The 20707-nt window shown below is 56.3% G+C and carries 16 protein-coding genes; 13 read left to right on the top strand and 3 right to left on the bottom strand.

All coding sequences use genetic code 11. The annotated features are described in order from the left end of the window. The first annotated feature begins 14 nt into the window (after nt 1–14). The 7 genes from mtgA to BLV48_RS00815 all read left to right on the top strand — a co-directional run bounded on the left by mtgA (nt 15) and on the right by BLV48_RS00815 (nt 9703). The gene (gene mtgA, locus BLV48_RS00845) at nt 15–740 is read left to right on the top strand and encodes a monofunctional biosynthetic peptidoglycan transglycosylase (protein WP_091821608.1); all 726 of its coding nucleotides are present in this window, start codon (nt 15–17) and stop codon (nt 738–740) included. Nucleotides 741–929: 189 nt separating this feature from the next. Further along, nucleotides 930–2252: a Na+/H+ antiporter NhaC family protein gene (locus tag BLV48_RS00840; RefSeq protein WP_091821605.1), complete on the top strand. Its 1323-nt coding sequence runs from the start codon at nt 930–932 to the stop codon at nt 2250–2252. A gap of 192 nt (nt 2253–2444) precedes the next feature. Further along, a complete protein-coding gene (locus tag BLV48_RS00835) occupies nt 2445–3788 on the top strand; it encodes an imelysin family protein (protein WP_091821602.1) in 1344 nt (447 codons plus the stop codon). Between the two features lie 95 nt (nt 3789–3883). After that, nucleotides 3884–5290 (top strand): di-heme oxidoreductase family protein, encoded by a 1407-nt coding sequence (locus tag BLV48_RS00830; protein ID WP_217632915.1) that lies wholly within the window; start codon nt 3884–3886, stop codon nt 5288–5290. Then, nucleotides 5290–6285: an imelysin family protein gene (locus tag BLV48_RS00825; RefSeq protein WP_091821599.1), complete on the top strand. Its 996-nt coding sequence runs from the start codon at nt 5290–5292 to the stop codon at nt 6283–6285. Before BLV48_RS00830 ends, BLV48_RS00825 begins: the two co-directional genes overlap by 1 nt. A gap of 2 nt (nt 6286–6287) precedes the next feature. Beyond that, nucleotides 6288–7382 carry a DUF1513 domain-containing protein gene (locus BLV48_RS00820; RefSeq protein ID WP_091821596.1) on the top strand — a complete coding sequence of 365 codons (1095 nt, stop codon included), beginning with the start codon at nt 6288–6290 and terminating at the stop codon, nt 7380–7382. A gap of 92 nt (nt 7383–7474) precedes the next feature. After that, nucleotides 7475–9703, top strand: coding sequence for a YgiQ family radical SAM protein (locus tag BLV48_RS00815; RefSeq protein WP_091821591.1), 2229 nt, complete (start codon nt 7475–7477; stop codon nt 9701–9703). 6 nt (nt 9704–9709) lie between these two features. Here the strand turns inward: BLV48_RS00815 and BLV48_RS00810 are convergent, their stop codons facing one another. Further along, a complete protein-coding gene (locus tag BLV48_RS00810; RefSeq protein WP_091821588.1) occupies nt 9710–11686 on the bottom strand; it encodes a methyl-accepting chemotaxis protein in 1977 nt (658 codons plus the stop codon). A 763-nt stretch (nt 11687–12449) separates the two neighbouring features. On the opposite strand from BLV48_RS00810, the gene BLV48_RS00805 reads away from it, so the two are divergent. Continuing rightward, nucleotides 12450–12662: a cold-shock protein gene (locus BLV48_RS00805; RefSeq protein ID WP_091821585.1), complete on the top strand. Its 213-nt coding sequence runs from the start codon at nt 12450–12452 to the stop codon at nt 12660–12662. A 63-nt stretch (nt 12663–12725) separates the two neighbouring features. Here the strand turns inward: BLV48_RS00805 and BLV48_RS00800 are convergent, their stop codons facing one another. After that, nucleotides 12726–13682 (bottom strand): LysR family transcriptional regulator, encoded by a 957-nt coding sequence (locus tag BLV48_RS00800; protein ID WP_091821582.1) that lies wholly within the window; start codon nt 13680–13682, stop codon nt 12726–12728. A 146-nt stretch (nt 13683–13828) separates the two neighbouring features. On the opposite strand from BLV48_RS00800, the gene BLV48_RS00795 reads away from it, so the two are divergent. The 5 genes from BLV48_RS00795 (at nt 13829) to BLV48_RS00775 (ending at nt 19636) form a co-directional block, all read left to right on the top strand. Beyond that, nucleotides 13829–15328 (top strand): CoA-acylating methylmalonate-semialdehyde dehydrogenase, encoded by a 1500-nt coding sequence (locus BLV48_RS00795; protein ID WP_091821579.1) that lies wholly within the window; start codon nt 13829–13831, stop codon nt 15326–15328. A 79-nt stretch (nt 15329–15407) separates the two neighbouring features. Then, on the top strand, nt 15408–16457 hold the full coding sequence (locus tag BLV48_RS00790; RefSeq protein WP_091821575.1) for a TRAP transporter substrate-binding protein: 1050 nt from the start codon (nt 15408–15410) through the stop codon (nt 16455–16457). Nucleotides 16458–16637: 180 nt separating this feature from the next. Continuing rightward, on the top strand, nt 16638–17678 hold the full coding sequence (locus BLV48_RS00785; protein ID WP_091821571.1) for a TRAP transporter substrate-binding protein: 1041 nt from the start codon (nt 16638–16640) through the stop codon (nt 17676–17678). Beyond that, on the top strand, nt 17653–18294 hold the full coding sequence (locus BLV48_RS00780; protein ID WP_091821567.1) for a TRAP transporter small permease subunit: 642 nt from the start codon (nt 17653–17655) through the stop codon (nt 18292–18294). The genes BLV48_RS00785 and BLV48_RS00780 overlap by 26 nt, the downstream gene beginning before the upstream one ends. Then, the gene (locus tag BLV48_RS00775; protein WP_091821564.1) at nt 18284–19636 is read left to right on the top strand and encodes a TRAP transporter large permease; all 1353 of its coding nucleotides are present in this window, start codon (nt 18284–18286) and stop codon (nt 19634–19636) included. The genes BLV48_RS00780 and BLV48_RS00775 overlap by 11 nt, the downstream gene beginning before the upstream one ends. Before the next feature lie 33 nt (nt 19637–19669). Here the strand turns inward: BLV48_RS00775 and BLV48_RS00770 are convergent, their stop codons facing one another. After that, complete coding sequence (locus tag BLV48_RS00770; protein ID WP_091821560.1) at nt 19670–20692, bottom strand: CobW family GTP-binding protein; 1023 nt, start codon at nt 20690–20692, stop codon at nt 19670–19672. Nucleotides 20693–20707 lie beyond the last annotated feature (15 nt).

Here is a 20707-nt window from a genome sequence, read left to right as displayed (position 1 = left end):
AGACAGGACTTCATGTGGCCGCTTCCAACCCTTCATTTTTATCCCGTTATCTGCTTCGTCCCCTGTGGCGAGTGCTTTGGCGTGCCCTGCTGGTATGGTTGATTGTAACCGCGGTTGTGACAGTGGCGCTGCGTTATGTGGACCCGCCGTTCTGGTCCTGGATGATCTGGCGCGGCATTACAACGCCCGAAGGCTATCCCGAGCGCTATCGCCACCAATGGGTGGATTTGGATGCCATTCCTCTTTACATGCAGCTGGCGGTGGTTGCGGCCGAGGATCAGCGTTTTCCCCTGCATGGGGGGGTGGATTTCAAGGAGCTGGAGCAGGCAATACGCGATGCGATAGCCGGGAAGTCTCTGCGCGGAGCCAGCACCCTGACCCAACAGACTGCCAAAAACCTGTTCCTCTGGCCAGGACGTGACTGGACCCGCAAGGGACTTGAATTGCCGTTGGCGCTGTTGCTGGAACAGGTTTGGGGCAAGCAGCGAACGCTGGAGGTTTATCTTAATATCGTCGAGTTCGGCCCCGGTGTGTATGGTGTTGGTGCGGCAAGCGAGTACTGGTTTGACAAGCCGGTACAGCGGCTGAGCCGGAATGAGGCTGCACGGCTGGCGGCGATACTGCCCAACCCCTGGGTCTATTCGGCTCAGCCGCCTTCGCGTCATGTGCGCCAGCGTACTGACTGGGTATTGCGTCAGATGCAGCAACTGGGGCCAGACTGGATCGCCAATATCGAGTGATGGTTATAAGCTGTTCAGTTTTTATGCTTATTGTGACAAAATTGCGCGTTTCCACGCACGCAACTGCAGGCTCCATGAACCGTCGGCAGTGATCCCGTGTACTTCCTCTTTCCGCTTTCGTGTCGGTGTACCAGACTGAACGGAAGAACGTTGCGGCTGATCGCCGTAACCCAAAACGGATGATGACCGATGATTCGACAATCGCCTTTGGCTCTGTTGCCGCTGGGCCTTTTCCTTGCGCTGTTTATTGGCAGTGGTCTCTACTACCAGTCTGCCGGTGTTGATTTCGCCTTCTACCAGATCTCGGCTCCCGTAGCGATTCTGCCTGCCATTGTCCTGGCGCTGATCCTGCAAAAGGGAAGGCTGAATGAGCGTATCGAGACGTTTATCAGCGGTGTGGGCGAGCATACGATCATTACGATGGCACTGATCTTTCTGCTCGCGGGTGCCTTTGCCAGTGTGGCCAAGGCCGTGGGGGGTGTGGATGCCACCGTTAATTTTGGCCTGAGTATCATCCCGCCCCAGTTCGTGTTGCCGGGCCTGTTCGTGATTACGGCCTTTATCGCCACGTCCATGGGAACGTCCATGGGCACGATTGCCGCAGTCGCTCCCATTGCAGTCGGCGTTGCGGAAGCGACCGACCTGTCCCTGTTGCTGGCAATCGGTACAGTGGTGGGTGGCGCCATGTTCGGTGATAACCTGTCGATCATCTCCGATACCACCATTGCTGCGACCCGTACCCAGGGCTGTGAAATGAAGGACAAGTTTCGACTCAACTTCAAGATTGCCTTGCCGGCAGCATTGCTGACACTGGTCTGGCTCTATATTCAGGGCAGCAGTGCCCGGGTGGAGGCCCCGGGTGAGTATGAGCTGCTGCGCGTGTTGCCCTATCTGGCCGTACTGGTGCTGGCGCTGTCAGGGTTGAATGTCATGGTTGTACTCTTTGTGGGCATTCTGCTGGCGGGAGGTGTAGGGCTGTTTGCGACGGATGGCTACTCAATCGCACAGTGGTCCAAGGATATCTATGCGGGCTATACCGGCATGCAGGAAATTCTGATCCTGTCGCTCTTGATTGGTGGTTTGGGGGCTCTGATGAAGTCTCAGGGAGGACTGATCTGGCTCTCCAGCATGATTGACAGGCTGTCGCGTCAGAGCAGCGATCCCAAAAAACATCGCCGCTCAGGTGAGGTCAGCATCAGTGCCGCCGTGGCGCTGACTAACATCTGTACTGCCAATAATACGGTCTCGATTATCATCTCTGGTGGCCTGGCCAGGGACATTGCCGAGCGCTACGGTGTTGACCCGCGTCGCAGTGCCAGTTTGATGGATATTTTCTCCTGTGTCGTTCAGGGCATGCTGCCATATGGTGCTCAGGTGCTGCTGGCTGGATCGATAGCTGGACTGTCGCCGCTCTTGCTTGCGGGCAACATTCATTACTGTTGGGTGTTGGCAGGCGCTGGACTGGTATCGATTATGCTTGGCAAGCCAGGTGTCCCTGCCTCTCGGCACTGAGTGGATTCGCTCTCGCAGCTGAAGCGCGGCGCTTTCGCTCCTGATGAGAAGGCGCTGGCTCTATTCTCTATGAAATTTTCATGAAGCGCTTTGTGGTCTTACTGCAACCTCTTGTGCTCAGGATCAATAAATCAGACAATGGTTAATAGTAATCTATCTCATTATCAATATTGATCAGAGGGAGCTTGTCTTATGTCATCGCGCTTTACCTGGAAACCCCTTGCGCTGGTCATATCCGCATCTGTTGTGTTGACGGCCTGTAACCAATCGGAAGCTGAGCAGGTATCAGTGAATACCCAACCCGCACAGACGGTTGAGCAGTCTGTTGCGAGCCAACAAGCAGTCACGCCACGACAGGTGGCAGTGCATTATGCGGATCTGGCTCATGCCACTTATAAAGATTCATTGGTCACGGCACAGGCGCTGAAACAGGCAATTGCAGAACTGTTGGCATCACCGACCGAAGCCAATCTGCAGTCAGCTCGTGAAGCATGGTTGAAAGCACGAGTGGCCTATCAGCAGTCTGAGGTATTTCGCTTCGGCAATGCCGTTGTCGATGACTGGGAAGGCCAGCTCAACGCCTGGCCGCTGGATGAGGGCATGATCGATTACGTCAAAGAGGCTGACTACCAGTATGAACTGGGCAATGAAGGCGCTCTGGCCAACATCATTGCCAGTGAAAGCCTTCAGGTCGGCGGTGAAACCATCGATGTCAGTGAAATCACCCCGCAGCTGCTGGCAGATCTGAACGAAATCGGCGGCTCCGAAGCGAATGTGGCCAGTGGCTATCACGCCATCGAGTTTCTGCTCTGGGGGCAGGACCTGAACGGCTTTGCCGTAGGTGCCGGTGAGCGTTCCGTCAGTGACTTCGCGCAGGGCGAAAATTGCACCAATGGCAATTGTGACCGCCGCGGCCAGTACTTGACGGCTGCATCCGAGCTGTTGGTTCAGGACTTGGAGTGGATGGTTGCACAGTGGGCACCGGGTGCGCAGGATAACTATCGTGCCGAATTGCTGGCCGCTGATACATCAGAAGTTGTACGGCGCATGCTGTTCGGCATGGGATCTCTGTCGCTGGGTGAGCTGGCTGGTGAGCGCATGAAAGTGGCTCTGGAAGCCAATTCCTATGAAGATGAGCACGATTGCTTCAGTGACAACACGCATAACTCTCATTACTACAACGCCAAAGGTATCCAGAACGTCTACCTGGGGCGCTATGTCAGTACCAGTGGTGAAGAGCTGAAAGGCCCGTCCCTGTCTGATCTGGTTGCGATCCAGGACACTGAGCTGGATGTGCGTGTGAAGTCTGACCTGGCTTCCAGTATGCAGGCGCTTGAAGTCATGGTCGCCGCGGCCGAGAGCAGTGAAGCGCCGATGCCGTTTGACATGATGATTGCCCCTGGCAATGAAAAGGGTGCTGAGATTATCAATGCGGCGATCATGGCGCTGGTTAAACAGACCGGTAGCATTGAGCAGGTAGCTGGAAAACTGGGGATCACCTCGCTGGAGCCTGATACCGCCGGTCACAACTTCTGAGGACTCAGGCCATGGCATCTGCCATGGCTTTCAAATGCAATAACCTTCGTTTGACCGGGCAAGGATGCTCGGCTGACCACCGTGAGAAGACAACAATGAACATGTTACGCAGCGGACTGTTGGCCCTGATGCTGCCGCTGGCCTCGTCCAGCCTGGCTCAGACGGACTATCCGATTCAAACCAATCCGAAAAGTGGTGGCGAGGGCAGTGTGGCCCAATCTGACCACAATGCCTATTCATTGCCACAGGCCAACCTGGCCATGAGCGAAAGGCTGAATTTCAGCGTTGGTAACAGTTTTTTTCGCAACCCCTGGGTGATCGCGCCGGCCAGCACGGATGCCCGTGATGGCCTTGGTCCTCTGTTCAACACCAACTCCTGCCAGGGCTGTCATATCAAGGATGGCCGTGGCCACCCGCATGAGCCTGGTGAGCCGCCCGTTTCCATATTCCTGCGCCTGGCGGTTCTGGGCGACCCGGATGAGAATGCCGAAGCCATCCGCCAACACGGCTTCATTCCCGCGCCGGTATACGGTACTCAGCTGCAAACTGCCGCCATTCCGGGTATGGAGCCCGAAGCCGATCTGTTGCTGGAATGGAAAGAGCGAGAAGAAAAACTGGCTGACGGTACGGTTGTGAAACTGCGTGAGCCCGTTTTTACCATTGAGAACCCCCGCTACGGCCCACTGCCGGAAGGCTTGTTGACTTCACCCCGTGTTGCTCCTCCCATGATTGGTCTGGGGTTGCTTGAGGCTATTCCTGAAGAAGATATCCTGGCGGCAGAGGATCCGGATGATCGGGATGGAAACGGTATTTCCGGTCGTGCCAACCGTGTCTGGGACAAGGCGACCAAGACCAGCGGCGTCTTGGGGCGTTTTGGTCTGAAGGCGGCCGAGCCCAATGTGATGCAGCAAAGCATGGGTGCGTTTGCCGGCGATATGGGGCTGACATCGACACTGGCACCTCATACTGATTGTACGCCTGAGCAGGGCTGTGAGCGTTTTCCGAATGGTGGCGATATCGAAGTCAGCGACAAGATCGCCAACTTTGTCGGTTTCTACGCCTCCAGTCTGGCAGTACCGGAGCGTCGTGACATGGATGACATGGATGTGCAGAAGGGAGCAAAGTTGTTTAATGAAGCGGGCTGTGCAGCCTGTCATACACCGCGGTATGTAACGGGTCAGGTCAATGGTCGACCGGATCTGAGTGGGCAGGAAATATGGCCCTACACCGACCTTCTGCTGCACGATATGGGACCGGGGCTGGCTGACAATCGTCCCGAGTTTATAGCCAATGGTCAGGAGTGGCGCACTGCACCGCTTTGGGGTGTAGGGCTTGCACAGTTGATCAACCCGCGAGCCGGTTTCCTGCACGACAGTCGTGCTCGGACTCTGGAGGAAGCCATCTTGTGGCACGGAGGTGAGGCGCAAGCGGCAAAAGAGGTATATCGGGCACTGGACGCGCAACAGCGCGCGACACTGATCAGGTTTCTGGAGTCTCTGTAATGAAAAAACTGGCATGTATGGTTGTTGCCGCAGTATTACCGCTTGCCGCGCATGCGCAAACGCCTCTGCAGAGCTGGCACGCAGACCTGTCACAGGGATATGCCCGGTTGGCCGCTACATCAGGTCAGCTCTCCGAAGCACTGAATCAGTATTGTGCGATGCCTGATGCAGCGGGACAGTCGGCTGTTCGAGAGCAGTGGATAAAGGCATTCATGGCCTGGCAGGCCGTTCGTTTTGTCGAGTTTGGACCGATCGAGCAGGACAGTATGGGCTGGCAGATGCAGTTCTGGCCGGACAAGAAAAATCTGATTGCCCGTAAGAGTCAGATGCTGCTGCGCAGCGAAACACCGGTCACGGCCGAGATGCTGGCGAACGAAGGGGTGGCCGTAAAAGGATTCCCGGCGCTGGAATATCTGTTGTTTGAGCATGAAGCCAAAAGCGGCCCGGGCAGTGCCTGTCCTTTATCGTCTGTTATTGGTAATCAGCTTGAAGCCAATGCTGAAACACTGGCGCAAAACTGGCAGCAGTTTCAGCCTCACTTTGAGTCCCGTGACACGTACACCGCTGATATGGTGAAATCGGCGATCCACGCCACCGAAATTATTCGTGACAAGCGCCTTGGAGAGCCCATGGGACTTCATGGCAGCAATCGGCGGTTGCACTTTTTGGCCGATGCCTGGCGCAGTGAGCAGTCACTGGCGACTGTTCAGGCCTCACTGGAAGGGCTGGACGACTACTTCATGCCCGGGCTTGAACAGGTCTTGAAAGGCTCGGCACCAGAATTGCTGCAGGAAACCCGTGAACGGTTGACCACGGCACTGGAAAAAGCCCGTGCGTTGCCACCTGGCATGAAAGCGCTGCTGAATAATGATGAGAGCTATGCACAGTTGCAGTCGCTGTTCATCAGCATCGATGCATTGGTGATCCATCTCAATGATCGCGTTGCGGTAGAGCTGGGCATTGTGAAGGGTTTTAACTCCAGTGACGGTGACTGATCATGCTCAAGCGTCGTGACTTTATGCTGGGTATGGCTTCAGCAGCTGCCTTGGCATCCCTGTCCCCCGGGTTGCTGGCGCAAACCCGCGAGGGGTGCTTCATCAGTGCAGCCAATACGGCGACGGGTGATCATCGTGTGCTGATTGCAGATGAACAGGGGAAGGTGGTGCACAGCCTCGAGGTGGCCGAGCGTTGCCATGCGGGCTGTCTGCGACCGGCGTCTGATGAGGTGGCCTTTTTCTCGCGCAGACCTGGCCGGCAGCTCAATATTATCGATGCGAAGCAGGGCCGGCTGGTTCAGGTAGTAACCTCTGAACCAGGTGAGCACTTCTATGGTCACGGGGCATTTTCGCCCGAAGGTGACCTGCTCTATGCAACGGCGCACCGCTATGAGGAAAGCGAAGGGGTACTCAACGTATACGCGGCTGACCAGTCTTACCGCCTGATAGGTCAGATCCAGCTTGGCGTAATGGACCCGCACGAGGTGCGGTTGCATCCCAATGGGCGTGATCTGGTGGTTGCCGCGGGTGGTATTCAGACCCATCCCGACTACGGCCGGATTAAGCTCAATCTTGATCGGATGCAGCCGGCCTTGCTGGTCGTGGATCGTCTCACGGGCAAGGTGACTCAACGGCATCAACCGTCTCACCACCAGCTCAGCATGCATCATCTGGATATCAGCCCCGAGGGGATTGTGGTGGCAGGCTACCAGTTTGAGGGCCCCGAGTGGGAGCGGCCTAACCTGATTGCCTGGCTCGATGTCGAGAAGCAGCGATTTGAAGAGATCCGTTTGCCGGATACCGATCAACAGGTGCTGCGCAATTACATCGCCAGTGTGGTGATGGATACGGTGACCGGGGTGGCAGCGGTCACGGCCCCGCGCGGAAACCGTATGGTGCTGTTGGACTATCGCCAGCGCCGTTATCTGCACAGTATTAAGCTGCAGGATGTATCGGGCGTGTTACCCCTTCCCGAAGGCGGTTTCATCTGTACGTCGGGAATGGGAGGGGTCTATCGGTTGGCACCCGGCAGCCTGCAGTTGAAGCAGGTCAGCGCTGACAGCATCCGTTGGGACAATCATCTGACACAGGTGTGAATCTGTCGATTTGACGGGGGGCGGAGATCGGCACTGATCAAAAAGTGCGCTATACTCGCGCCCCCTGATTCATCCTTAGCGCAGAGTCGTCCATGTCCGCTGTCACCCCGATCTACGAATATTCCAAATACTGGGCCGAGTGCTTTGGTCCGGCGCCGTTTCTGCCCATGTCCCGTGAAGAGATGGATCAGCTTGGCTGGGACAGCTGCGACATCATCATCGTCACCGGTGATGCCTATGTGGATCACCCGTCGTTTGGCATGGCGATCATCGGTCGTCTGCTGGAGGCTCAGGGATTTCGGGTGGGGATCATTGCCCAGCCCGACTGGCACTCTGCCGATGCATTCAAGGCACTGGGCAAGCCTAACCTGTTCTTCGGTGTCGCCGCCGGCAACATGGACTCGATGATCAACCGCTATACTGCTGATCGCAAGATTCGCTCCGATGACGCCTATACGCCGGGCGGCAAGGCGGGCAAGCGGCCGGATCGCGCCAGTCTTGTTTACAGTCAGCGCTGCCGCGAGGCGTACAAGGAGGTGCCGATCATTCTTGGTGGCATTGAAGGTTCGCTGCGCCGTATCGCTCATTACGACTACTGGCAGGACAAGGTACGACGCTCCATCCTGCTTGATGCCCGTGCCGATCTGCTGCTGTACGGCAATGCCGAACGCGCTGTGGTGGAGGTTGCCCACCGCATCGCCCGGGGTGAGCCGGTGAGCGAGATCACCGATGTGCGCGGCACCGCCTTTGTGCGCAAGGATACGCCCGAGGGCTGGATGGAGATCGACTCCACCCGCATCGACCGCCCCGGCAAGATCGACAAAATCATCAATCCCTATGTGAATACCCGGGACCTTGAGGCCTGCCAGCTGGAGAATGGCCGAGAGGGGGGCGAGACTGCCGAGATGGACGGCGAGGACGAAGTACAGATCCTGCATATCGAGCCGCGGGTGAAGTTGGACCGCAGTCAGACCGTAATCCGAATTCCGTCGTTTGAAAAGGTGCGCAACGACCCGGTACTCTACGCACACGCCAACCGGGTACTGCACCTGGAAACCAACCCCGGTAACGCCCGTGCGTTGGTGCAGCTGCATGGTGATCAAGAGGTGTGGCTCAACCCACCGCCGATCCCGCTGACCACTGCGGAGATGGATCATGTATTCGGCCTGCCGTATCAGCGCGTGCCGCACCCGGTCTATGGCAAGGCGGAGATCCCGGCCTACAAGATGATCCGCTTTTCGGTCAACATCATGCGCGGCTGCTTTGGTGGCTGCACCTTCTGCTCGATCACCGAGCATGAGGGACGCATCATTCAGAACCGCTCCCATGAGTCGATCTTGCAGGAGATCGAAGAGATTCGTGACAAGGTGCCGGGTTTTACCGGTGTGATCTCCGACCTGGGCGGCCCCACGGCCAACATGTATCGACTGGCCTGCAAAAGCCCCGAGATCGAGGCCGCCTGCCGCAAGCCTTCCTGCGTGTTCCCCGGTATCTGCCAGAACCTGAATACCGACCACAGCTCACTGACGCAGCTGTACCGCAAGGCGCGTGACGTCAAGGGGGTAAACAAGATCCTGATCGCCTCCGGCCTGCGCTACGATCTGGCGGTAGAAGATCCCGAGTACGTGCGAGAACTGGTCACCCATCATGTGGGGGGCTACCTGAAAATCGCGCCAGAACACACCGAGCGCGGCGTGCTCGATAAAATGATGAAGCCGGGCATTGGCACCTATGATGCGTTCAAACGAATGTTCGAGAAATTCTCGAAAGAGGCAGGAAAGGATCAATATCTGATTCCGTACTTCATCGCGGCGCATCCGGGCACCACTGATGAGGACATGATGAATCTGGCGCTTTGGCTCAAGCGCAGTGGCTTCAAGGCGGATCAGGTACAGGCGTTCTATCCTTCACCGATGGCCACCGCCACGGCGATGTATCACACCGGTCGTAACCCGCTACGCAAACTGACCTACAAGAAGAGCGGCGAAAAGGTCGAAACGGTGAAAGGGGAGCGCCAGCGCCGCCTGCACAAGGCGTTTCTGCGCTGGCACGACCCGGACAACTGGCCGCTGCTGCGTGAGGCGCTGACGGCGATGGGTCGTGCCGACCTGATTGGTGATGGCGAGAAGCAACTGATCCCGGCCGAGCAGCCCGAAGATGCCCGCCATGTCAGCCCAAGGCGCAAGAACTCGCCTGCATCAAACCGTGCCGGCAAGGGCAAGCTGCTGACTCAGCATGCCGGTTTGCCGCCGCGTGCAGGCAATACCCCCAACAGGAGCGGTCGCAAGAAACCTCCCGCGGGGCGCAGGCGGCAGGGGTAGGCGCCGTCAGGTTTTGAAGCGCTTGATCAGCTGGCTGAGATTCTGTGCCAGCTGCAGCTGCTGTTCGGCATGTTCGGACAGGACGCGGGCGCTTTCACTGATGGTTTCGGCGCTATTGTCGATGCCGGTAATGTTGCGGCCGATATCGCTGATGGCGGTGGACTCCTCCTCGGCCGCCGCTGCGATCTGGGTCGACATGTTGGTAATATCGCCAATGGCCATGACAATCTGATCCAGCGCCTGCTCGACCTCTCTGGCGCGGCTGGTTGCAACCTCCATATCCTTCTGATTGCTTTCAACCAGCGTATTGGCCTGTTGTGTTTCGTGCTGCAAACGATGGATTATCTCGTCAATTTCCGAGGTGGACTGTTGCGTACGTTGTGCGAGTGTACGTACCTCATCAGCGACAACTGCAAAACCTCGCCCATGCTCGCCGGCCCTGGCGGCTTCGATGGCGGCATTGAGTGCCAACAGGTTGGTCTGTTCGGAAACGTTGTTGATCACATTGGTGACATCGGAGATGCGTTGGCTGCTTTCATTGAGGCGTGCTGTCATTTCAGCCAACCGCTGGCTGTCGGAGGCAAGACTGGCAACAGCCTCGACCGCCGCCTGTACCTTGGCATGACCGTCCATTGCCAGCTGATTGGCCTGATGTGCGGCATCAGATGCACTGACCGTACTGTTGGCTACATCCTGTACTGCCGTCGAAACTTCTTCAACCGCTGCCGCCACCTGCATGGTTTCATTGCTCTGTGACTGTAGGCTCTGTTCTGCCTGCTGCACAATACTGCTGGTGCTGAGCGCTTCCTGATTCAATTGGTTACTGGCGGTGGCGACCTCTCTGATCGCGCTGGAGAAGTTGTCCAGGGTGTGGTTGAGGTACTGTGCCACCGTACCCAGCTCGTCACCGGACAGGACATCGGCGCGAGCGGTGAGATCATGCTCGTTGCGCACCCGGTCCATGGTATTGGCGAGGGCATCGACCTGACGGTGCAGGCCCCGGATGATCCAGGATGAGATCAGCGCAACCAAAGCCAGAATTCCGGCCAGGGCGGAACCCGCGAGCCAGGTCTGGAACTGGGCCTGCTGGTGCTGGTTGGCAGCCGTATTGAGCAGCTCGCCGGCAATCTGGTCTTCGAAGCTCTTCATAACATTGATGCGATCGGTCGCGCGATCAAACCACTCCGTGCCGGGCACACCGAAATTGCCGCTCGTTGCCTTGTCCATTGCCACCTTGCGCAAACGCTCTACGGCAGAAAATTCCGCAGAGCTGTCCAGCTGAGAAAAACGGGTTACCTGTTCTTCAGTGGCCAGTACCTTGAATTGGGCCAAGTAGGTTTCCTGCTGTGACACAAGGTTCAGAAAGCGTTCATAAAGACCGGGGGCGAAGCTGTCGCGGCCGAAAACGTTACTGAGGACTGCACGTTCGATTCCGGCGCGCTCCTTGGCCTGCAGGTACGCATAGAAGGCTGCGGACGCACGTGAAATGGCTGCATCATCGCTGATACGTGAGGCTGTGGCGGATACGCTCAGCAGCTCGGCTATCAGATCCGTGAAATAGCCCAGGGCGCGGGAGAGTTCAATATCACGGTTGTCTGCACTTTGGCGAATAGTGCGTAATTGCCCCAGCTCTCGCTGGATTTGGACCAGGGTTGAGGTGATATCGGCATCGGAAAATGTCTGCCCTTCAAGGTAGTTTTGCCAGCGGGACATTACCTGATCGGTTTGTTGCCTCTGCTGGCGCAGAGTATTGGCGAACGCCTCGGTACCTGCCCCGAGCCAACCGCTGGTGGCGCCTCGTTCTTTCTGCAATTCATGCACAAGTGCGCTGTTATAGGTAGTGAGTTCAACCTCGAGCTCCAGCTTGTTCAGCGCAGCGGCGTCGTGATAACGATCAATCAGTGTATCGCCCAGCAGCAGGGTGATGCCAAGTACGGGAAGCAGTAACAGCAGCAGTATTTTGTGGATAAAGCGAATTTTCATGGGTTGAGATCCCTTGCGACTGTCGAGACGGCGCGACGACAAATAGCTGTTTGTTGAAGGTTAGAGCGTTGTGGGTGGATTTGCCAGCGCCAAATTGGTGCAGAATGCCCTGTCAGCAGTGACTTGAATAGGGTGATTGACAGGCTGAAAAAATTCGCAGAAGCGGCATTGTATTTGCTCTGAACTTGGGTATTATGCTGGAAAGCGTTTAAATCCGGTGCTAGTGAAATAGCCGCCTGCGGGCAGCCGGACAGCCGATATGACATCGGCCCGGAGTTTGAGTTACTTGATACGACAGCCACACAGCGGCATGATTGCCGCCCGCAAAACAGACGCCATAACCCTCTTTCCCGGTTTTGGTGTCTACCGTCCTCTCTTCAGCCGCTTCTCGGCCAGTGTGAAGAACGTACCTTCTGTTGTCAGTCCTTTTGCCTCTGTTTTTTCATGTTGTGTTGTACTCACCTTGCTACAGACTGTAGCGAGGATAAGTGCGTCATGGAATTGCAAAGACTGCACATCAGACTGGTTGATGACGGACAGCGAGGCTGTCTCAGTGTTACCTGAGTGTGCCAATACCAGGGAAGATTTCTGCATTCGGGCATGATACCCGAAGGCTGAAAGAGGCCGGATACCAGCAGGTTCCGGTATCAAGGGGTTCGAACGGTGTGTCGAACCTTTAGCGACTGGATCGCACCTTTAGTGCATCCAACCATAAGAAAAGCCGGCCAATGGCTGGTGTACATGTAAAAGAAAGAGGCAAAAAATGTCACAGCTCGTAACTGGTACCGTCAAGTGGTTCAACGATGAAAAAGGCTTCGGCTTTATCCAGCAGGAAAACGGCCCGGACGTATTCGTTCACTTCCGTGCCATCAACGGTACTGGTCGTCGTTCTCTGCAGGAAAACCAGACTGTAACTTTCGAAGTTACTCAGGGCCAGAAAGGCCCGCAGGCTGAAAACGTCACTGTTGTTGCCTGAGCATCGACAGTCCGGATTCCAACAGCGGGCGTCATGCCCGCTGTTCTGTTTATACCCCGCGATTTACGTTTGCTGCACCAAAGGTACTGAAAGCGGCAGCTGCAGACCTGTGTCGCTTTCTCCCATCAGCCAAGGCTGATTGAGCTCAATCGCATCCTTTAAAAATTGCCACAACAAGCGTACCCGCAACAGCTGGCGCTGTTCCGCACGGGCGGCTATCCAGAACTCACGGCAAATGTCGATCTCAGACCTCAGTAAGGGCTCCAGTCGAGGGTCCTGCTCCGCCATGAAGCAAGGCAGCACAGCCAGTCCACTGCCGGCCAACACGGCATGCAGCTGGGTGACAATGCTGGTGCTGCGTTGTGCAAAGCGGGGCAATGTCGGTAATCCCTGCAGCAGAGGATCGAGATAGCACAGTTGATCACTGAAGATCAGATCGTCCACATAGCCGATCAGATCAAAGTCTGACAGCGCATCAACTCCGGCCGGGCGCCCCCTTCGATCCAGATACCCCTGCTCACCATAAAGCTGCAGCCTGTAGTGACACAGCCGCGAAACCACCATTTCGGCATTTCGTGGACGGTCGATTGTAATGGCCAGATCCGCTTCATGCCGCCCCAGGTTGACCGCACGGGGAAGGGCAAGCAGCTCAACCGTCAACTCCGGATAGCGGCGCTGGAATGCACTCAAAAGCGGCGTGATAACGTAGGTGCCAAAGCCTTCGGTCACACCGAGGCGGATCTGGCCGCTGACCTGAAGGTTCTGGTCACTGATACTCTCGCTTGCCCCTGTGACCTGGCGAGCCATCTCTTCTGCAAACAGCAGCAGTTGCTCACCGGCAGCGGTTAACCTGTAGCCGTGGGTGCTGCGCTCAAAAAGCTGCGTATTGAGCTCGGTTTCAAAGCGACGGATACGACGTGATACCGTGGAATGGTCTATGGTTAATCGGCGGGCTGCATCGGTCAGCCGATCGGCACGGGCCACTTCTAGAAAGATCTGGATGTCCTGCCAATTGAGCATATGGAATCTTCCTTGTGCATTTTTGCACAACCAATGTGCTTGGATGGCCGTTGTCTGTCAACTGGATGCGCCGCTAGACTCGAAAGCAGCTGCAGACACTGTTCTGTTTTGCCTGAGTACACAAAAAATATAAGGAGATCAGGTAGATGTCGGTTCGAGAAATTCCGCTTTTCATTGATGGTCAACCGGTCCGTTCACAGAGCCCAGAGTGGCGCGATGTCATCAACCCGGCCACGCAGGAGGTGGTCGCCCGAGTTCCTTTTGCCACGGTGGATGAAGTTAATCGTGCGGTAGCTTCAGCCAAGGAGGCGTTCAAAAGCTGGCGCAAGGTGTCGCTGGCTCAGCGCATGCGCATCATGCTGAAATTTCAGGCACTGGTGCGTGAACATACTTCAGAGCTGGCTGCCTTGATTACCGAAGAGCATGGCAAGACGTTGCCTGACGCCGAAGGTGAAGTGGGGCGTGGTCTTGAAGTTATAGAGCATGCCTGTTCCATCACCTCACTGCAGTTGGGGGAGATCGCCGAGAATGCCGCCGGAGGCGTGAATGTCTATTCGCTGCAGCAACCGATCGGTGTGGGAGCTGGCATTACGGCGTTTAACTTCCCTGTGATGTTGCCTTGCTTCATGTTCCCGCTGGCCATCGCCACCGGCAATACCTTCATTCTCAAACCGTCCGAACAGGACCCGACCTCGACCATGCGCCTGGTTGAGCTGGCGCATGAGGCTGGCATACCGGCTGGCGTATTGAATGTGGTGCACGGTGGTGCCGATGTTGCCAACCAGATCTGTGACCATCCTGATATCAAGGCGCTGTCGTTTATCGGCTCCACTCATGTGGGTACTCATATCTACAACCGCGCCGGTGCGGCCGGTAAGCGTGTGCAGTCCATGATGGGGGCCAAGAACCATTGTGTGATCATGCCGGATGCCAACCGCAGCCAGGCGATCAACAACGTGATCGGTTCCTGTTTCGGTGCAGCAGGGCAACGCTGCATGGCCAACTCGGTTGTAGTGCTGGTCGGGGAAGCGAAGGAGTGGCTGCCCGAGATGATCGAGCGCTCCAAAGAGATGAAAGTGGGGCCGGGCACCCAGCGTGATGCTGACCTGGGGCCATTGGTATCGCCACAGGCACGGGATCGCGTGGTTAGCCTCATCGACGCGGGAGTGGCTGAAGGTGCAACTCTGGCACTGGATGGTCGTAACATCAGTGTGGACGGTTATCCTGAAGGCAACTTTGTTGGGCCGACCATTTTCACCGATGTGAAGCCCGAAATGCGCATCTACAGCGAAGAGATCTTCGGGCCGGTGATGTGTGTTGTATGCGTTGACACTCTGGATGATGCCATTGAGTTCATCAATGCCAACCCCAACGGCAACGGCACCTCCATCTTCACCAGTTCCGGCTGGGCGGCGCGTCGCTACGAGAACGATATCGACGTCGGCCAGGTGGGCATCAATGTGCCGATTCCGGTTCCAGTGGCCTTCTTCAGTTTTACCGGCTCAAGAGCATCCAAGCTGGGGGATCTTGGCCCCAACGGCAAGCAAGCGATTCAATTCTGGACCCAAACCAAAACAGTAACCTCTCGCTGGTTTGAACCTGACAGCGAATCGCTTGGGGTCAATACAACAATTTCCATGAAGTAACTGTAGTCGCTCCGATTTTTCACCGGAGCGATACATTCAGGTTTCAACCCACGTAATAACAACAACAGGAAGTGAAATCATGAGTCAGTACTCTCGCATGACAACCGCCATCGGCGCAGGTGTGGCAGCACTTGCGCTTTCCACCACTCTGCAGGCGGCAGGCCCTGCCAAACTGGACGTGGCGAACACCTTCAACACCAATATTTTCATTGGGGAGGGTGCCGTTCGTTTTGCCAAGGAGCTGGAAACGGTGACTGAAGGCAAGGTTAAGCTGAAGGTGCACAACCCCGGTGATCTGGTGCCGGCCTTTGAAGTTTTCAATTCCGTATCTTCAGGCGCCATACCGGCCGGCTGGGATTGGATAGGCTATTGGGCCGGTACGGTACCGGTAACCAACCTCTACGGCGCGTTGCCATTTGGCCCAAGCCCTGAAGCCTTTATGTCATGGATGTGGGCCGGCGAGGGCACCGAAATTCTGCAAAGTGCCTATGACCAGTACAACGTGAAAGTGTTGCCCTGCTTTATTTCACCGCAGGAAACCGGTGGTTGGTACAACAAGGAAATCAACGATATCAAGGATTTCGATGGTCTGCGTATCCGTATTTCCGGGCTGGGTGCCAAGGTGTTGAACAAATACGGTGCATCCACGCAGCTGATTCCGGGCGGTGAAATCTACCTCGCCCTTGAGCGTGGCCGTATCGATGCCTCCGAGTTCTCGGTACCCCAGGTTGATCAGTTGATGGGTTTTGAAGAGATTACCAAATACTACTACTTCCCGGGCTGGCACCAGTCAGCCAGCTGGTTCTCTTTCATTATCAACAAGGATGTCTGGAACCAGTACGACGAAAACACCAAGGCCCAGTTTGAAACCGCCTGCCGTGCAACACTGCAGTGGGCCATGGCTGAAGCTCCGGCTGAGCAGATTCGTACCATTCGCAAGCTTGAAGAGAAGGGAATAGAAGTAAAACGTTTCCCGGAACCCGTGCTGGCCGAACTGCGCAAGGGATGGGATGAAGTCCGCGAAGAAGAGATGAAAAACAATCCGTTGTTCAAGAAAGCCTATGAATCGTTGATGGAGCATACCAAGCTGGTTGATGAGTGGTACGAGCTGCAGGCCATACCTCGCTGATCGTCTATCGACACGGGTTCGCCTTGGTGGCGGCCCCGTGTCAGTAACTCACAGCCTTCGAACTCTGCACGTCAGCCTCTGCCGGCGTGCAGTAGAGGGACAGTTGTTGCAGATAAGGGATATCGTCTTATTGATGAGTGTCATAGTTTGGTCTGACACCCAATGATAGGACTTAACACCATGAATAATAAAACTAAATCCTTTGCGTTAGGCGTTTCTGTTTTGGCTGTCAGCATGTCGGTGGTGGCGGAAGGCCCGTCCAGGCTTGATGTGGCCAGCGGTTATTCAATTCGGAACATGTTTGGTGCCAGTGCACAAAATGTTGCCGAGCAGATTGAGTTGCTCAGTGGCGGTGAGCTGAAGCTGAAAGTCCATGAGCCGGGTGAGCTGGTGCCGCCCTTCGAAATTCTGAACTCAGTCTCCTCCGGAGCTATTCCGGCAGGCTGGAGCAGCATTGCCTATTTTGCCGGCACCTTGCCGATAGCCAATCTGTATGGCGCATTGCCTTTCAGTCCATCTGCGGAAGCCGTGTTCTCATGGACTGCAGCAGGTGAAGGACGTGAGCTGCTGCAGAACTCAATGGACAAATATGGTGTCAAGGTTGTGCCCTGTTCCTTTTTGCCTCAGGAGCCTGGCGGCTGGTTCAATAAGGAAATCAATAGTATCGAGGACTTCAAGGGGCTCTCAATGCGGATTTCAGGTTTGGGAGCCAAGGTGCTTAACAAGTATGGCGCCACAACCCAGCTGATCCCGGGCGGGGAAGTCTATCTGGCGCTTGAGCGTGGTCGTGTGGACGCAGCGGAGTTTTCAATCCCGGCCGTTGACCAGTCAATGGGGCTGCATGAGATCGCCAGCAACTACTACTTCCCGGGTTGGCAGCAGGGGGCTGGCTGGCTCGCCCTCTTGATCAATCAGGGGGTATGGGACAGCTACTCCGAGACACAACAGGCAAGAATAGAAACAGCGTGTAAGGCTAATATCCAGAAGGAATTTGATGAGGTATTGCCGGCACAGATCAAGGCACTTCAGGAACTTAGAGATAAAGGGGTCAACGTAAAACGCTTCCCCGAGCCTGTCCTGACGGAACTTCGCAGAGGCTGGGATGAGGTGCGGGAAGAAGAGATGCGCAGCAACCCGGAATTCAAACAAGCCTACGAGTCGCTCATGCAGCACTCTGCTCTGGTAGATGAATGGTATGAACTCCAGCAGATATCAAACTGATACTCCTATACCCGGCTGGCGCCTGCAGGGCGCCCGCTGGTGTTCAATCGTCGCCTGCCCCCTGATCGGGGTGGGGCGGTGGCTCGGCCGGATCAGCAGTTGGCTGGTGCTGGCTGTAATGGTGGCTGTGCTTACTACCGTGGTGATGAACGCCATGGGCATCAATGAATTGATGCGTTGGGATGGTAAGGTGTTTCTGCTGGGGGAAGCCGTGACAATCAACACGGTCACCGAGATGCAGTGGCACCTGTTCGGCTTGTTAACGCTGATCGGGGCCAGCTATGCCATGCATGCGGATACGCACGTTCGTGTGGATATGCTGCACCATTCCATGTCCCGTACCACGCAACACTGGGTGGAAATTGCGGGGCATACCCTGATGCTGTTGCCGTTCTGCATTCTGGTCGCTTGGCTGTCACGGCACATGGTGCAGATGTCGTTTATCTCCGGTGAGCAATCCAACTATGGGGGGCTTACGGATCGTTACCTGATCAAAGGTGCCTTGCCGGCCGGTCTCATGTTGCTCGCGCTGGGTGCGCTGGGGCAGATATTTGACCGTTTGGCACGGATCATGGACCCGGCACGTGATGTAGAGGAGAGCTCTGATGCTGGATGAATATGGCCTGGCCATCGCCATGATTGTGGCGCTGCTGGTGGGGATTTTCAGTGGCTACCCTGTTGCGTTTCTGCTGGGGGGGCTGGGTATTCTGTTCGCCTTCATTGGCGATATTCCGTTGCCGTTTCTGGGAACGGTTGCTTCCCGCATTTTTGGTGGCGTGATTGAGAACTGGCTATTGATTGCCATTCCGCTGTTCGTCTTTATGGGACTGATGCTGGAGCGTTCCGGGGTGGCCAAAAACCTCCTGCTGACGCTGCAGCGGCTGTTCGGTAACGTGCGTGGCGGTCTCGCTGTATCGGTGGCACTGCTCGGGGTTGTGATGGCCGCGAGCACCGGCATTATCGGAGCCTCGGTTGTGATGCTGGGGCTGCTGGCGCTACCGGTGATGCTGAAGCAGGGCTACAAACCTGAAATGGCATACGGTGTGGTGGCGGCGTCCGGTACCCTGGGTATTCTGATCCCGCCATCGATCATGCTGGTGCTGATGGGTTCCATCATGAACATTTCAGTTGGCGACCTGTTCAAGGCCGCTCTGGTTCCCGGGCTGATGCTGGGCGGACTCTATACGCTTTACCTGCTGTCGGCTGCGTACTTTCGCCCGGATTGGGCTCCGTTGGCCCGTGAGGGAGGCGAAGCGCACTTGTCAGAAGATCAGTCCCCGCTTGGGTTGGCACTTTTGCGTGACTTGTTGGGTCCCGTTGTGCTGATCGTGGCGGTACTGGGTTCGATTATGGCGGGCATTGCGACACCGACGGAAGCCGCTGCCATTGGGGCGGCCGGCTCCATGCTGCTCGCTCTCTTTCTGCGACAGCTGAACATGAATACGCTGCGCCACGTATGTCGTTCTACCTCAAAAACCTCGGCTATGATCCTGTTCGTGGTGATTGGTGCCACCTGTTTTAGTGTGGTGTTCAAGCGCCTCGGCGGTGCAGACATGATTGAGGAGCTGATCACCGGGACAGGGCTTGGGCCGTACGGTTTGCTGTTACTGTTGATGGGACTGATCTTCCTGCTGGGTTTTTTCCTGGAATGGATCGAGATCAGTTTCGTGATTCTGCCGTTGCTGCTGCCGGTGGTCGCCGGGCTCGAATTTGAGGGGCTTAACGGTAGTGCGCTGATGGTATGGTTTGCGATCCTGGTGGCGATTAATTTGCAGACCAGCTTTTTGACGCCGCCCTTTGGCTACGCGCTGTTCTATCTCAAGGGCATCACGCGGGGGGATGTGAGTATCGGTACCATCTACCGTTCAATCATCCCGTTTGTACTGCTGCAGCTGGCCGGTCTGGCACTGTGCATTATGTTCCCGTCGATCGTGCTCTGGTTACCGGGACTGAGTTGAAACTGACAGGGCGGGCTGGTCCCGCCCTGCTGTCTATTGCAGACAAGCCAACAGGTGTTTTTCCAGCTCGGCACTGTCGATCTGACGGTCGGCGAGTATTTCGATACGTGAGTCTCGGCGCCAGGCCAGCTCACTGACTTCTGCTGCTTTATCCCCGCGATTGCGGTTGTACCCCACCCATGTATGACCGATCCCCAGTGCAGCCTTGATTCGGATGGCCTCGCTCACACTATCGAGAAACGTTTGGATGGCTCTGTAATCGAAGCGGTCAGCTGCCGTAAAAACCCAGCCATAACTGAAATAGCCCTCGGCCTGTCCTTGCTTGAATAATGGCTGCCGTGGCTGTGGTGACTGTTCCGGCCGTGATATTACCGGTGCCATTAGTGGACTGGCTTTCGCGGACTCGGCATGCGCCTCGGGAAACTGTGCGCTGAGCTGACCATCGTGAACCAGATCGAGCCAGGCGAGGTCCAGCTGTCCTCTATCAACCCTGAAGACTCCCTGCTTGGGTGGGAACATGTGTTGAGACAGTTCCAGTGCTTCCCGCGTCAGGTTGGATTCCGCCAGATCGATGCGGTTCAGGACAATGACATCGGACAGGTTGAGTTGATCCAGAAACCCCGGCTGCTGCATTACCTCGGGCTGTGTCAGAACAGCTGGGTCAAGCATGCAAATGATGCTGCGCAGATCGAGTACGTCTGCAAACTGTGCGCTCTGCAAAGTATCGACGATACGGGCAGGGTGACCAAGTCCCGTGGGCTCGATCAGTAGCCGGTCCGGCCTTGCCTTGCGCAGAAGTGTTGCCAGGGTGATCGGCAGGCTTGGACCCAGTGCGCAGCAGAGGCAACCGCCCGCCAGTTCACGCAGCTCAACGCCATCGGAGTGGGTCACCAAACTGGCGTCGACACCGATCTGGCCAAATTCGTTGATCAAAACGGCCCAGCGTTCGGAGGGGGGCTTGAGGCTCAGCAGGTGGTTGATGGCAGTGGTTTTGCCGCTGCCGAGAAACCCGGTGATGATGTTGGTTGGAACGGAGCGAAGTGGCTGTGCGGGCACAAGAGAGTCCTGTCA

The sequence above is a fragment of the Marinobacterium iners DSM 11526 genome (assembly GCF_900107855.1).
GTDB classification, from domain to species: domain Bacteria; phylum Pseudomonadota; class Gammaproteobacteria; order Pseudomonadales; family Balneatricaceae; genus Marinobacterium; species Marinobacterium iners.
This window is presented reverse-complemented; position numbering and strand designations above follow the sequence as displayed.

Coding starts and splice junctions, on each gene's coding strand:
- BLV48_RS00790 (WP_091821575.1), top strand. CDS start 15,408: ATGAGTCAGTACTCTCGCATGACAACCGCCATCGGCGCAGGTGTGGCA.
- BLV48_RS00795 (WP_091821579.1), top strand. CDS start 13,829: ATGTCGGTTCGAGAAATTCCGCTTTTCATTGATGGTCAACCGGTCCGT.
- BLV48_RS00780 (WP_091821567.1), top strand. CDS start 17,653: ATGAACTCCAGCAGATATCAAACTGATACTCCTATACCCGGCTGGCGC.
- BLV48_RS00805 (WP_091821585.1), top strand. CDS start 12,450: ATGTCACAGCTCGTAACTGGTACCGTCAAGTGGTTCAACGATGAAAAA.
- BLV48_RS00825 (WP_091821599.1), top strand. CDS start 5,290: ATGAAAAAACTGGCATGTATGGTTGTTGCCGCAGTATTACCGCTTGCC.
- BLV48_RS00815 (WP_091821591.1), top strand. CDS start 7,475: ATGTCCGCTGTCACCCCGATCTACGAATATTCCAAATACTGGGCCGAG.
- BLV48_RS00820 (WP_091821596.1), top strand. CDS start 6,288: ATGCTCAAGCGTCGTGACTTTATGCTGGGTATGGCTTCAGCAGCTGCC.
- BLV48_RS00835 (WP_091821602.1), top strand. CDS start 2,445: ATGTCATCGCGCTTTACCTGGAAACCCCTTGCGCTGGTCATATCCGCA.
- BLV48_RS00830 (WP_217632915.1), top strand. CDS start 3,884: ATGAACATGTTACGCAGCGGACTGTTGGCCCTGATGCTGCCGCTGGCC.
- BLV48_RS00785 (WP_091821571.1), top strand. CDS start 16,638: ATGAATAATAAAACTAAATCCTTTGCGTTAGGCGTTTCTGTTTTGGCT.
- BLV48_RS00775 (WP_091821564.1), top strand. CDS start 18,284: ATGCTGGATGAATATGGCCTGGCCATCGCCATGATTGTGGCGCTGCTG.
- BLV48_RS00840 (WP_091821605.1), top strand. CDS start 930: ATGATTCGACAATCGCCTTTGGCTCTGTTGCCGCTGGGCCTTTTCCTT.
- BLV48_RS00800 (WP_091821582.1), bottom strand. CDS start 13,682: ATGCTCAATTGGCAGGACATCCAGATCTTTCTAGAAGTGGCCCGTGCC.
- BLV48_RS00810 (WP_091821588.1), bottom strand. CDS start 11,686: ATGAAAATTCGCTTTATCCACAAAATACTGCTGCTGTTACTGCTTCCC.